Source organism: Streptomyces rhizoryzae (assembly GCF_023155275.1).
Classification (GTDB): Bacteria; Actinomycetota; Actinomycetes; order Streptomycetales; family Streptomycetaceae; genus Streptomyces; species Streptomyces rhizoryzae.
Genome location: NZ_JALMUV010000016.1, coordinates 14,054 through 26,629, shown reverse-complemented (window position 1 = coordinate 26,629; position 12,576 = coordinate 14,054). Strand labels below are relative to the sequence as shown.

The following is a 12,576-nucleotide window of genomic DNA, read 5'->3' as shown; positions in this document are numbered from 1 at the left end:
AGTCAGCCCTTCTACGTATGCCCTCGGCAGAGCTACGACAGCGCGTCAAAGAGACCCTGGACATGACCGCTAACTGGGCTTCCTACAGGGACATCATGTGGTTCACGGATTGGATCGAACACCTTGCGCGTGAGTCCCAGGAGTTGGTGGGGGCGTATCTGCGACAAGAAGCGCTTCCACCCCGGAGCGACAAAGTGGGGCAAGGGCTTCGAATGAAGCACGAGGCGTTGCTCCGTTCGCAGCGGGTTCACAGCAACCACAACCACCCCCCACCCCCCCCCCCCCCCCCCCCCCCCCCCCCCCCCCCCCCCCCCCCCCCCCCCCCCCCCGCCGTCGAGCAGGCCCAGTCGATATGCCTCGGGAATCACGCACGGTCACAAGCCGGCTGGGGACCTCGGGAACTGGCGACAGTTGAATACGAGAGCCCACCAGTACGAGGCCGCGTAAGGAACCCGCCCTGCGGCCAGTAGCGCTTCGCCAGGTGCTGGCGTAGGGCTGCCATTCAGCTTCGGGCGGGTGCTCCGGGCCCGGCGGCGGAACCCTCGGCGCCACTGGATAAACCCGGCCGTCGCGGAAGCGGTGGAGCGGCAGAGCCGGGTATTGCGCGAACTCAGTCTCCGTGCGTTTCCTGAGTCGGAGACGGTCCGGGACGACCAGTCGACGCCCAGCAACATGGCCCTCGCTCAGCGGCGCTATGACGCTGCCGCGTGCCCGTTTCGGACTCGCCACACGCAACCGAAGCGGCCCGTGCCTCGCGTCAGGGGCGTTCGGATGTGACCTGGGGATGCGGACAGGTGTCCGCGTATTCCTTGTCCTGACCGCTCATGACCGCCGGAATCCTCTTCCCCTTGAAGCCTGCGTACCAGTCCGTGTCGGTGACGAAGACGTTGCCGGCAGAGCACCTGGGATCCCTGTCACGGATCCTCCAGGCCGAGAAGACGGCGTTGACACCGGTCATGGCGAAGGCAGAGCCGTACTCCACCCGATTGCGGTTGCTGTAGTCGGACGCGCGGACGGCATCGCCCGAGATGGCGAGGAAGCCGTTCCGGCCGGTGACTTTGTTGTCGTTGCTCTGCTGGGCGAAGTAGACAGCATGCATGCACCCCGGGCACTTCCCGTTCGCCAGCCCGATGAACTGGCTGTCGCGCACCGTGGTGTTGCTGGCGTAGTTCAGATGCACAGCCGCATAGCCTGTCGTTTCGGTACCGAGACCAGTGAAGACCATCCGGTCGACGGTTGCGCCGATGACCCGCTGGCTGTCGGCCGTTCCCTCGCCCCGCAGGAAGATCCCGCCGACGGTGTAGCCCGCGACGTGAAGTCCCGTAAGGGTCATTTTGGTCCGGGTCGGGCGCACCACCAGCCAGTACTTCTGCGCCTTCCGTCCGTCGAACCGCACTGGGGCGTTCGCGGATTCCGGCCGGAACGTGATGCTTTCGGCCTGGTAGTCCTTCCATTCCTGTTGTCCCAGCTTGTAGGTGCCGCCCCGGAACAGCACCCGGATGTGGCCATGGGCGCGGCGAGCGTTCAGAACCCGCCGTACGTCCGAGAGGTCGCGAACCGGTCGGGACGCCGTCCCGGGGTTGGACTTCTTGCCCGAGGGGCTGACGTACACATCGCCGCGCGAGGCCTCACTCGCCATCGACGGTATGACGGAGGATTCTGCCGTTGCGTCGGCTTCGGCTGTGGTGGCCAGCCCCAGACTGACAGCGACCGTAACCGAGATCAGGGTGCTGATGCCGCGTTTGCGCATGATGTCTCCTTCGAGAGGCTTGGCCAGAGCAGGTCCGCGCCTGCTGACGAGAACCGGGGGACTTCACGACTGTGCATCTCCGGCCCGCCTGAGAGGACCTGAAGCTCGGGAGCAGACTATGGCGGCATGGAGACCTGGGGTTCTGGCCTTTTCGGTCGTGGTGGGCTGCCTCCCCGAGAGCGGCCTGACCAGCAGGCCCGCCTGCCAACGGCACGACAGCACGAGTTCAGCCTCGATAGAGCCACAGGGCATACACGCACACCAGCGCTGATGACGTCAGTAAGGCAGGGTGAAGTACGTGGTCTTGCAGTTGAAGGGAGTACCGCTGGAGCCGTTCTGGCGGCACGTCACAAAGTGCATCGAATCTCCAGCGTGCCCACCGTAGTCGTAGAACGCCGCGCCTGAACCGTTGCTGGAGCCGTTGGCGTCCTCCACGTAGGCGACCCTTCGGCCCTGGGTGTCGTTGTACACCGACGACACAATGCGGTATCCGTCGGCGTTCGTGTCCATCGCATAGATGAATCCGTAGCCATTGGTGTCGACCTCGTAGGCGCCGTAACCGTAGGCTGAGGAGCTTGCGTAGCCCTTGTGCGTCTCTATGGGATACGCCTGCGCGCTGGACGTCATGCCCAGTACCACCAGTAAGCCGCTCGCTGCAGATGCGGCAGCCAATAGGGTTCGTCTCATACCGTTCTCTCCATTCCTCCAGTGGTGTCGGCTCTGTGCCCTGCCCGTGATGGTGTCAGCCGGCTAGGAATAAGGGAGCACCCGGAATCGGTCATACCTCGTCCACGGATGTGGTGTATGGCGAGCTGTTGAGGTTGTCGCTGGTCGGGTTGGTTTGAGCGTGCGTGCGGGTGGTGGCGGGTATGAAGGAGGCCACCGGATGACCTTCCGGGAGAACCACCGCCGACCTGATCTTCGAACTCGGCCTGGTGAGCGGCGACGACCCCGGCAGCGACGGTGTGCAGATCTCCGTCGGTGTCCTCGACGAGACCGGCACAAGCCCTCGAACACGTCCCACATCGAGACGAGCGGCTGGAGCCTGTGCCCGTGCGGCGAGGACCACAGCCAGGACAACGTCGACGCCAAGGTCCCCGAAAGGCTGAGCAGCGATGCCGACCTGGCCCGGAAGATGCGGGCCAAGGCCGTCGGCTGAGGGCCCCTTAGGAGTCCTTTCAGAAAGCTGGGAGTCTGCGTGCGAGCGTCATGCAGTGGGCGAGTGGGAGGAAGGCATCGTGGATGTCGTCGCGTGCTTCCCAGCGGATGCGTAGGCGGCGGGGGCCGTGGAGGTGGGCGATGGCGGATTCGGCGACCCAGCGGACGCGGCCCAGGCCCGAGCCGTGCGGCTGTCCGCGGCGCGCGATCTTCGGGGTGATGTTCCGCTCACGGAGCCGCCGGCGGTAGATGTCGTGGTCGTACCCGCGGTCTGCATACACCGCGCGGGGCCTGCGGCGGGGGCGGCCCCGCTTGCCCCGCACCGGCGGCAGGCCATCGATCAGCGGCAGGAGCTGGGTGATGTCGTTGCGGTTGGCGCCAGTCAGCGACACCCGCAGCGGGATACCGTTCGCATCGGTCAGGACATGGTGTTTCGAGCCCGGCCGTGCACGGTCAACCGGACTCGGGCCGACTTTTGGGCGGCTTCGCCCCCGGGGCAGCGAAGTTCGGGCACTTCGCGCAGGGGCCGTGACCTCGGTGGCAGGCCGATCGTTGCGGTGCGGTTAGGGGCGCTCCCGGGGTGGCCCTGACCGCGCCGGGCGCCGGGGCGGGTACGGGGTTTACGGGGGCGGCGCCACGGGGGCGGGGGCGTGGCCGCCGACGGGGACTTTCGCCAGGGGCTCGGTCTGGCCGGCGGTCTCCGGACGGTCGGCGCTGACTGCTAGACGTGGTCGGGGAGCCAGGGTTCATGGTCGATGGTGGTGCGGATGAGGTCCGAGAGCGCTTCCTGGGACACGGCGTGGACTCCGGCCATGCGTGCGGAGGTGGCGGTCCGGTAGCCGCCTGCGTACCAGACGGCGAGTTGGCGTCGGGTCAGGGTGACCTGCGCTTCGGTGGTCGTGGGGGTGAGTTCGGCGGTGCCGTCTTCTACGTGCAGCGCCCAGCGGCGTGAGGTGTCGCCGGCATCGTTCTCGATTTCGATGGGGACGGTGGTGGTGAGGCCGGTGGGCCAGCCGCGGAGCTGGATGGCCTTGGGGGCATCGAGGATGCGGAGCATCCAGGGGTGCCAGGACTCGGCGGTAGGCCGGTGGTGGCGGAGGCCGTGGAGCAAGGTGGGGTAGGGCGGGAGGGCGCCGCGGCGGAATGTGACGGTGCGGGCGCGGGTGTTGTGGCGCCCGAGGAAGGCGAGCATGGCGTGGGTGGCCGGCTGGTCGGCGGCCCAGAAGTCGTGGACGATCAGCGTCATGCCGTGGCGCTCGTGGCGTTGGGTCGTCAGGGTGAGCAGGCCGGCGGTGGGCAGGCCGGGGCGGGCAAAGCGGTAGGTGGTGAGGTTGCTCTTCGCCTCCTTCCACCGGGTCCACCAGGCGGGGCGGTGGACGGGTCCGTTCCACTGCCGGGCGAGCCGGTGCTGGAGGGTGGCCGCTTCGTCGCTGAGCCCGTGTTCGACCTCGAAGTCCTCGCCAGTGAAGGACTTCTTGAGGTCGTCGGTGGCCACGGCCCAGGCGAGGACGTCGACCGGGGCCTCCCAGCCGAGTCGGCGTGCGTAGCCGGTGGAGGAGGTGCTGATCGTGGAGATGGCCGCGCCTTGGTCGATGAGGGGGCGCAGGCGCTCTGTGGTCATGCGGGTGGCGAGGTGGTCTCCGCGTTCCTCTGGGGCTACGCAGCCGTCGCCGAGGCAGGCGCTGGGGACGGGTGCGCCGCCGAAGAACTGGTTGACGAGGAGGCCGAGGCCGCCGGCGACGACGCGGCTGCCGCGGAGGGCGACTTGGAGGTCGGCCTGGTTGCGGAGGTGGGTGATGTCCTGGAGGGGGTGGCCGTAGGCGCGGGTGGCGAGTTGGTCGTACTGCTGCCACAGGGCGTCATCGGCCGGGGCGAAGGTCAGCTGTGGGCTCATGGTCGCCTTCTAGTAGTTGGTGGCGTCGCGGACGGCGTCGGCATCCAGGGGGACCAGGAAGGTCCGATTGAAGGCCATGACGTCGGTGCCGGTCTGGTTGTGCGCGGTGGTGTGGCAGGTGATGACGCCGTTGCCGGGGCTGCTTTCCGAGGCGCGGCGGGTGAGGATTTTGGTTTCGGCGTAGAGGGTGTCGCCGATGTGGACGGGGGCGGTGAAGCGGACGCGGTCGACGGCGAGGTTGGCGGTGGTCAGGCCGCTGATGCTGCGGACGGTCATGCCGGCGACGAGGTTGAGGGTGACGCCGGAGCAGACCAGGATCTGGCTCCATTTGGTCTGGCTGCTGTAGTGGGCGTCGGTGTGGATGGGGGCGACGTTGCCGCTCAGGGCGGCGCCGAGGAGACTGTCGAGTTCGGTGACGGTCCGGCCGGGCCGGTGCTCGATGACCAGGCCGGGGGCGAGTTCGCGGTAGGAGAGGCCGACGTTCTCGCGGATCCGGTCGTCGTCGAGGGCGCGGTAGCCGCGGGGCAGCGCGGTGCTCATGAGGTTCGGTCCGCGTCGGCGACCAGCGCGCGGGCGCGGTTGAAGAAGGGGGTGCCGCGCATGTGTCCGTCGACGGTGGTGACCGTACCGCCGCTGGCGTCGGCGGCCGCGACGATGGCGCGGGCTTCGGCGATCTCCTGGGCGGTGGGGGTGAACACGTCGTCGATCACCTGCACGTGACGGGGGTGCACGCAGCCCTTGCCGTAGAAGCCGAGCTCCTTGGCGCGTTCGGCGTCTCGGCGCAGGGCGTCGGGATCGTCGATTTCCCAGGTGGGGGCGTCGATGGCGGGGATGTTCGCGGCCGTGGCGGCGTTGATGAGGGCCGAGCGGGCGTAGTGGAGGGCGTCCCAGCCCAGGCCGCAGCGGACGGAGGCGGCGTAGTCGGCGGAGCCGAAGATGACGCCGCCGAGGCGGGGTGCGCGCATGATCTCGGGCAGGTGGTCGAAGGCGCGGGGGCTTTCGACCAGAGCCCAGATGTCGGGGGTGTAGCCGTCGGCGTCCAGGGCGGCGGCGACCAGCTCGACGTCGCGGGCCGCTTCCACCTTGGGGACCACGATCAGGTCGGGCCGGGCGGTGTAGGCGGCGAGGGCGACAAGGTCCTTGATGCCGTCGAGGGTCGTGAGGCCGTTCATGCGGATCCCGAGCGTGCACGGCGGGTCGGCGGGGGTGAAGAAGGCTTCGGAGGCGGTGCGGGCGCTCTGCTTGTCGTGCAGGGCGACGGAGTCCTCGATGTCGACGACGGCGACCGAGGCGCCGCAGGTGCGGGCCGCTTCGAAGCGGTCGGTGCGCAGGCCGGGGGTGATGATCCAGGCCCGTCCGGGCCGGCGGCTGGTGTGGGTCATGGGGAGGTCTACCTTCCGTTGCGCTTGGTGGTGATGAGGAGGTCGAGCTGGCCGAGGGTGGCGGCGTCCTTGATGTCGCTGTCGGTGATGTCGATGCCGTACCGGTCGGCGAGCAGGACGGAGAGTTCGACGACGGCGAGGGAGTCGAAGCCGGCGTGGTCGAGGCTGGCGTCGTCGGTCAGCTGGCCGGCGGGCAGCTTGAGGTCGTCGGTCAGGATGCGGGCGAAGTCGCCGGTCATGCCGGGGCTCCTTCCAGGCGGCGGGTGCGGGTGAGGTCGGGCCAGGTGAGGGTGAGGGCGCCCCAGGTCAGTCCGGCGCCGAACGCGGTGAGCAGGGTGCGGTGCCCGGCCTCCAGGCGGCCGTCGGCGCGGGCCCGGTCCAGCAGCAGGGGGATGGAGGCCGCGCCGGTGTTGCCGACCTCGGCCACGTTGCCGAGCTGTCGGTCCTCGGGGATGCCGAGCTGGCGGGCGACGAAGGAGGTGATTCGGTGGTTGGCCTGGTGCGGGACCAGCCGGTCGACGTCGCCGAGGTCCCAGCCGGCAGCGGCGGCGGCCTGCCGGGAGGCGGCGGCCATGCGGTCGACGGCGTGGCGGAAGACGTCCGCTCCGTCCATGTGGAGGGCGCCGGGGTGGTCGGCGCGGATCAGGTCCGCGCCGGTGCCGTCGCTGCCCAGCACGACCGGGCCGAGCGCCCCCGGTTCGCCTGCGGTGCCGTGGCGGAGCAGCAGGGCGCCGGCGCCGTCGCCGAACAGGGGGACGGTGGTGCGGTCGTCGGGGTGGGGGAGGCTGGCCAGGCGGTCCGCCCCGATGACCAGGACCGTGCGCGCGGTTCCGGCGGCGATGAGTCCGGCGCCGGTGGCCAGGGCGTAGAGGAAGCCGGTGCAGCCGGCGGCGAGGTCGAAGGCGGGGATGCCGGTGAGCCCGAGGCGGGTGGCGACGGCGGGCGCGGTGGCCGGGCAGCAGCGGTCCGGCGTGGTCGTGGCGAGGACCAGGGCGTCCACGTGCTCCGGTTCGCCGCTGGTCAGGGCCTGGGCTGCGGCCCGCATGGCGAGGTCGGCGGTGGACTGCTCCCGACCGGCGACGTGCCTGCGGGTGATGCCGGTCCGCGAGCGGATCCACTCGTCGGTGGTGTCCAGGCGCGCGGTCAGGTCCTCGTTGGAGACGACGGACGCGGGGAGGGCTGCGCCGACCGCGGCCACCACGGCGGCCCGGGTCATCGCGAGCCCGCCTTGAGCTGCCGGGCGACATCACCGATCAGGTCTTCCTGCCCGGCGACGATCTGCCGCTCCCCGAGAGCGAGGAACAGGTCGATGGCGTCGACGCCTTCGGCGCGAGCGGCCTCCAGGACGGGGCACTTGAACCCGGAGAACACCCCGGCCAGCCCGCCGGCGACCGCGATGGAGTCGATGGACGGCGGGGCCTTCATCAGGTGGTCGGCGGCGGCATCGGCGGCGGACAGGACCTCGCGCAGGCCGATCCCGGTGTCGAAGCCGCGCCGGTCGAGCACGGCCACGAGGGCTTCGAGCTGCGTGTTGCCCGCTCCGGCACCGAACCCGCGGGCGGTCGCGTCGATGACGGATGCCCCCGCCTCCACGGCGGCCAGCGAGTTCGCCACGGCCAGACCCAGGTTGTTGTGGCCGTGGAAGATGACCGGGACGTCCACGGCCGAGGCGATGGCCTGGACCCGCTCAATCACGTCGCCGGGGAGGTAGTGGCCGGCGGAGTCCATGATGCCGACGGCCTGCGCGCCGTACTTCGCCATCAGGGCGCACTGCTCGGCCAGGCGCTCGGGGCTGGCCATGTGGCTCATGAGCAGGACGCCCTGGGCTTCGGCGCCGAGGGCGCGGGCCGTACCGAGGTGGCGTTCGGTGACGTCGGCCTCAGTGCAGTGCGCGGCGATCCGTACGACGTCAGCGCCGAGGTCGACGGCGGCCGTCAGGTCCTCGGAGGTGCCCCAGCCGGGGGCCATGAAGACGCCCATCTTCGAGGAGGTGAGGGCCTCGCGGACGGTGGTGAGCATCGTGGCGTCGTCGAGGAGGGCGCGGCCGATCTGGAGGCTGGAGGCGCCCAGGCCGTTGCCGTGGCCGACTTCCACAACCGGCACCCGGGCCGCGTTCGCGGCGGTGGCGTAGGCGCGGAGCTGGCCGGCGTCGAGCCGGTGGCCGACCGCGTGGTGCCCGTCGCGCAGGGTCGGGTCGTGGATCAGAACGGAGGGCCGAGGGTCGTTCGGCGTGCTGTTCACGGGCGTGGTTCCCTTCATCTTCATCGGGAGGCGGCGGCCGACTGCTCCGCGAGCAGGACGGCGGCGGCGTTGATGATGTCGACGCTTCCGGCGTGGTGGGGCAGGTGGCGGCCTGAGGGGGTCACTTCCACCGCGACCTGGATCCGGCCGGGGTCCACCGCGAGGGAGGCCACCTTGAACCCGGGCACGTACGCGCGCACCGCCTCGGCGGCGGCCGCGATGCTCGTGCGCACCGGTGCGGGACGGAAGTTGTCGGCCAGGACGGTCATGGCCACCCGGAACGGCGGGGCCGGCCGGGCGGGGCTGATGTTCACCATCACCTTCACCTCCCGGGCGCCGGTGAACGTCCGGATCGCGGCCGAGGTGGTGGCGATGTACTGGTCGAGGTTGAGGCGGGTGGCCGGACCGGCGCTCGCGCTCGCCCCCGTGGAGACCACCTCGATGTAGGTGGGGGTGCAGCGCTGGGCGATGGCGTGGAGGACCGGGATGGATGCCTGTCCGCCGCAGCTCACAAGGTTCAGGTGCCGGTGAGCCGCCGAGCGGTGCCCTTCGAGGCCCGGCACGGTGACCGTGCCCAGACCCGTGGGGGTCAGGTCGATCAAGGTGGTTCCGGTCGGCCGCAGCGCTGCCCAGTGCTCGGCATGGCTGTCGGCGTTGGTGGCATCGAAGACGACATCGAACGCCCCGGCCTCCACCACGGCGCGGACACCGCCGGCGGTCGTGGGAAGCCCCATCTCCGCCGCCCGGCGCAGGCCCAGACTGTCGCGGCGGCGCCCTGCCACCAGGGCCAGCTCCAGCTTCGACGACCGGGTGATCTTGCCTGCGAGGTCGATCCCGATCAGACCCGCGCCGAGTACGGCGACGCGCCTTCGTTCTTCAGCAGCCATCGGCCGCTCCTTCGGTCAAGAGAGAAGGGTGTGGGTGCGCAGAGAAGCGGTGCCGGGCCGGTTACCGAACGCGCAGCTCGACCGGCGGCAGGTGCAGCGACTGGGCCCGGACCGTGCTCCCGGCTTCCAGCGGGAGGCTCGCGTGCAGGGCGCCGGCCAGGACCAGCTGACCGGCCCGCAGGCCGTCACTGAAGCGGTGCAGTCTCGCGGCGAGCCAGACCAGGACGAGCAACGGGTCGCCCAGGACCGCCCGGCCCTCGCCCGTGGCGACGGCGGTGCCGTTGACGCTGACGACGACCGGCTCGGCCGCCAGGTCCATGTCCGCGTCCAAGGGCACCATGGGGCCGGTGACCACCCGCCCGCACGAGGCGTTGTCCGCGATGCTGTCCGCGATGGTGATCTGCCAGCCGGTGAACCGGGTATCGATCACCTCCAAAGCGAGGAACACCTCCTTCACCGCCGCCCGCGCCTCTTCCAGAGCGACGCCGGGCCCGTACAGGTCGCTGCCGAGGCGGAAGGCCAGTTCCGCCTCCACCCGCGGCTGCATCAGCACGGAGCGGTGCACGGTGCTGCCACTGGCCAGCACCATGTCGTCCAGAAGGACACCGGAGTCCGGCTCGTCCACGCCCGCCTGCTCCTGGATGGCCTCGGAGGTGGCACCGGCCTTGTGACCGACGACGCGGGCACCGGCCGCCACGCGCCGTGCCACGGTGGCCGCCTGGATGCGGTAGGCGGTCTCCAGCCGCAGGCCGGGCCGGCGCCGGGTCAGCGGCTCAACCGGCACGTTCTCGTACTCCGCCGCCAGCAGCGCCGACGCGGTGGCGGCGATCCAGCGGTCATCAGGCTCATCCATGAGATCCCTCCCAGGGCATGGGGCATCCATACGGCTCGCGGACGTGGGCACGGGAGCAGATCCGGGGCGGCGCTGATACGGCTGCCGACCGCCGGGCTCGGGCCTGATGAAGAGTCAACCGCCAGGTGCCCCACAGCGGTACGGTGGCGGGCAGGCCAAGCGGTATATCGCGTATATCAGGCAGGTGCCCATGACCACGCGCACGCCGAACGACCAGCTCAAAGCCCTCGTCGCGGAATCCGGCCTCACCTACGAGGCGCTGGCCAAGGCGGTCTGCGCTGTCGCGGCCGAGTGCGGCACACGCTTACGCACCAACAAGTCCAACATCGAGCACTGGATCGGCGGCTCCGCACCCCGCGGGGACACCCCCCGCTTCCTCGCCGTCGCCCTCTCCCGGCGCCTGGGCCGCCTCCTGACCCCCGCCGACCTCGGACTGCCCTCCACAGCCGAGGCCGAAAGTGACACCATCGGACTGTCCCTCGGGGACGACCCGCTGGATGCCCTGCTGCCCATGTGGAGGTACGAGTTGGACCGCCGCCGCTTCCTGACGGCCTCCGCCTACTCCGTGGCCGCCGCCGCCCTGCCCCTGACCCACGTCCAGGACATTGCCGCCCGCACCGCCGCCGCGCGAACCGGCCACACCGTGGGCATGGCCGAGGTCGCCGCCGTCCGCGACATGATCAACGCGTTCTCCGAACTCGACGAACGCCACGGCGGACAGCACGGCCGCAGCGCCCTGGTCACCTACCTCCGCGACGACGTCGCCCCGCTGTGCCGGGCCCGGTTCCGCACCGACGAGGTCCGCCAGCACATGCTCTCCGCCGCCAGCCGCGGCGTGCACCTGCTGGGCTGGAAGTCCTACGACGTCGGCCAGCAGGGCCTCGCCCAGCGCTACTACCTCCAGTCCTACGCCCTGGCCGTCGAATCGGGCCTTCGCGGACACGACGGGTTCGTGATGCGCACCATGGCCATGCAGGGCCTCAAGCTCCACCGTCCCGAGCACTGCCTGGGCCTGGCCGAGACCGGCCTGAACCGGGCCAAGGGGCACGTCGACGCCCAGACCGAAGCCCTCTTCCGCGTCGTCCACGCCCACACCCTCGCCAAGAGCGGCAAACACCGCGCCGCCCTGGCCGCCGCCGAGCACGCCCGCAACCTGCTGACCGGCGCACCCGGGGACGAGGTGCCGTTCTGGGCGCTGGCCTGGGGGCCACCGGCCGCATCCGTATACTCCCGCACCGCCAAGGTCCACGAGACCCTCGGGGACCACCGCGCCGCCGCCGAGCAGTACGCGCTGGCCGCCACAGCACGCCCGTCCTCCACCTACGCGCGAATCGTCGCCCTGGACTTGGTCGCGGGCGCCGAGATGCACCTCAAACGCGGCAGCATCGAGCAGGCGTGCGCCACCTGGCACCGGGCCATCGACCACATGGGCGGCGTCCGCTCCGTCCGGACCCGCAAGGCCGTCTCCCGTATGCGGGGGGACCTCGCGCGGTTCCGGGCCCGCGGCCTGCGCTGCGTCACCGACCTTGAAGACCGCGGCCGTGACTTCCTCGCCACCACGTGATCAAGCCTCGGGCCGGCCCCCGCCGTTGGCATACCGGCCCACGACCGCCGCCAGGTAATCCGCCTGCGGCACCAGGCCGGCCAGATCGTCGGCCGTCCGCACCAGCGTGATTGCGTCGAACTCGGGCTCCCGGCCGGCCGCCCGCTCTGCCGCCACCCCCGCCGCGAACCTCATCCTCAACTCCGTCTCCGGCAGGGCCGGGGCAAGGTAGGTCAGGCCAACACTGGCGTTCTCGCCGCGGGTGGCGAGCCACAGCCGCAGCACCTCCGGATCGGCCTCCACACCGATCTCCTCGGCCAGCTCCCGCGCCGCCTGCCGCCTCAGCGCTCCTTCGTCCAGCACCTCGCCGTCCCGAGGCGGCTCCACCGAGCCGCCCGGCAGCTGCCACCGACCAGGCGCGGCCGTCACCCGCGACATCCTCCCCACGACGGCCCTGCCGTCGGTCGTGGTCGTCGGCTGGACCACGTTCACGAACAATGACGGCAACGCCCGGCCCCCGCGAACCCGACGCAGCGCATAGTGGCGGTACGTCACCGCTGCCCAGCGCAGGAACAACGTGCCCGGCGCAGTCCCCTCCCGCCGAAGTTCCGCGCACCCCACCACCGGGCCGTCGAACAGCGCCGGATTGGCTGCGACCGCCCTCTCCCACACCAGGTCCCGGGCCGCTTCCAACTCAGCGGACAAGACAGGCGGTTCGCCTTCGGCCAGATGAAGGCAGCACGCGTTGAACAGCTCGATCTCCGCCACCCGGCCAGCGTAGGGGAGCCAGCGGCACGTCGCTGCCAAGCAGGGCGCAGCCGGGCGAGTTCTCCTGGAACGGTCGAACGGGCTGGGGGTAGCTCCCCAG

Annotated in this window: 12 protein-coding genes and 1 pseudogene; 1 reads left to right on the top strand and 12 read right to left on the bottom strand. The window is 70.7% G+C overall.

The window, feature by feature from the left end:
- Positions 1-757 precede the first annotated feature (757 nt).
- The 11 genes and pseudogenes from MUU72_RS15205 to MUU72_RS15155 all read right to left on the bottom strand — a co-directional run bounded on the left by MUU72_RS15205 (position 758) and on the right by MUU72_RS15155 (position 10,165).
- Entirely contained in the window at positions 758-1,750 is a 993-nt protein-coding gene (locus MUU72_RS15205; RefSeq protein WP_248013779.1) for a right-handed parallel beta-helix repeat-containing protein, read from the bottom strand.
- A gap of 276 nt (positions 1,751-2,026) precedes the next feature.
- A complete protein-coding gene (locus MUU72_RS15200) occupies positions 2,027-2,437 on the bottom strand; it encodes a hypothetical protein (protein WP_248013778.1) in 411 nt (136 codons plus the stop codon).
- A 491-nt stretch (positions 2,438-2,928) separates the two neighbouring features.
- Positions 2,929-3,384 (bottom strand): annotated as a pseudogene (locus MUU72_RS15195) (transposase); the annotation flags it as partial.
- A 245-nt stretch (positions 3,385-3,629) separates the two neighbouring features.
- Positions 3,630-4,802 carry a GNAT family N-acetyltransferase gene (locus tag MUU72_RS15190; protein WP_248013777.1) on the bottom strand — a complete coding sequence of 391 codons (1,173 nt, stop codon included), beginning with the start codon at positions 4,800-4,802 and terminating at the stop codon, positions 3,630-3,632.
- Positions 4,803-4,811: 9 nt separating this feature from the next.
- Positions 4,812-5,342, bottom strand: a complete 531-nt coding sequence (locus MUU72_RS15185; RefSeq protein WP_248013776.1) for a MaoC family dehydratase — start codon at positions 5,340-5,342, stop codon at positions 4,812-4,814.
- Positions 5,339-6,184: an HpcH/HpaI aldolase/citrate lyase family protein gene (locus MUU72_RS15180; RefSeq protein ID WP_248013775.1), complete on the bottom strand. Its 846-nt coding sequence runs from the start codon at positions 6,182-6,184 to the stop codon at positions 5,339-5,341. The genes MUU72_RS15185 and MUU72_RS15180 overlap by 4 nt, the downstream gene beginning before the upstream one ends.
- A gap of 8 nt (positions 6,185-6,192) precedes the next feature.
- Positions 6,193-6,423: an acyl carrier protein gene (locus MUU72_RS15175; protein WP_248013774.1), complete on the bottom strand. Its 231-nt coding sequence runs from the start codon at positions 6,421-6,423 to the stop codon at positions 6,193-6,195.
- Positions 6,420-7,400 (bottom strand): beta-ketoacyl-ACP synthase III, encoded by a 981-nt coding sequence (locus MUU72_RS15170; protein WP_248013773.1) that lies wholly within the window; start codon positions 7,398-7,400, stop codon positions 6,420-6,422. The genes MUU72_RS15175 and MUU72_RS15170 overlap by 4 nt, the downstream gene beginning before the upstream one ends.
- The gene (dmpG, locus tag MUU72_RS15165; protein WP_248013772.1) at positions 7,397-8,425 is read right to left on the bottom strand and encodes a 4-hydroxy-2-oxovalerate aldolase; all 1,029 of its coding nucleotides are present in this window, start codon (positions 8,423-8,425) and stop codon (positions 7,397-7,399) included. Before dmpG ends, MUU72_RS15170 begins: the two co-directional genes overlap by 4 nt.
- Positions 8,426-8,445: 20 nt before the next feature.
- Complete coding sequence (locus tag MUU72_RS15160) at positions 8,446-9,312, bottom strand: acetaldehyde dehydrogenase (acetylating) (protein ID WP_248013771.1); 867 nt, start codon at positions 9,310-9,312, stop codon at positions 8,446-8,448.
- A gap of 61 nt (positions 9,313-9,373) precedes the next feature.
- Positions 9,374-10,165: a 2-keto-4-pentenoate hydratase gene (locus tag MUU72_RS15155; RefSeq protein ID WP_248013770.1), complete on the bottom strand. Its 792-nt coding sequence runs from the start codon at positions 10,163-10,165 to the stop codon at positions 9,374-9,376.
- A 190-nt stretch (positions 10,166-10,355) separates the two neighbouring features.
- On the opposite strand from MUU72_RS15155, the gene MUU72_RS15150 reads away from it, so the two are divergent.
- Positions 10,356-11,729 carry an NsdA family TPR-like regulatory protein gene (locus MUU72_RS15150; RefSeq protein WP_248013769.1) on the top strand — a complete coding sequence of 458 codons (1,374 nt, stop codon included), beginning with the start codon at positions 10,356-10,358 and terminating at the stop codon, positions 11,727-11,729.
- Here the strand turns inward: MUU72_RS15150 and MUU72_RS15145 are convergent, their stop codons facing one another.
- Positions 11,730-12,476 (bottom strand): NUDIX hydrolase, encoded by a 747-nt coding sequence (locus MUU72_RS15145; protein ID WP_248013768.1) that lies wholly within the window; start codon positions 12,474-12,476, stop codon positions 11,730-11,732. It lies immediately after the preceding gene.
- Between the last annotated feature and the right edge of the window lie 100 nt (positions 12,477-12,576).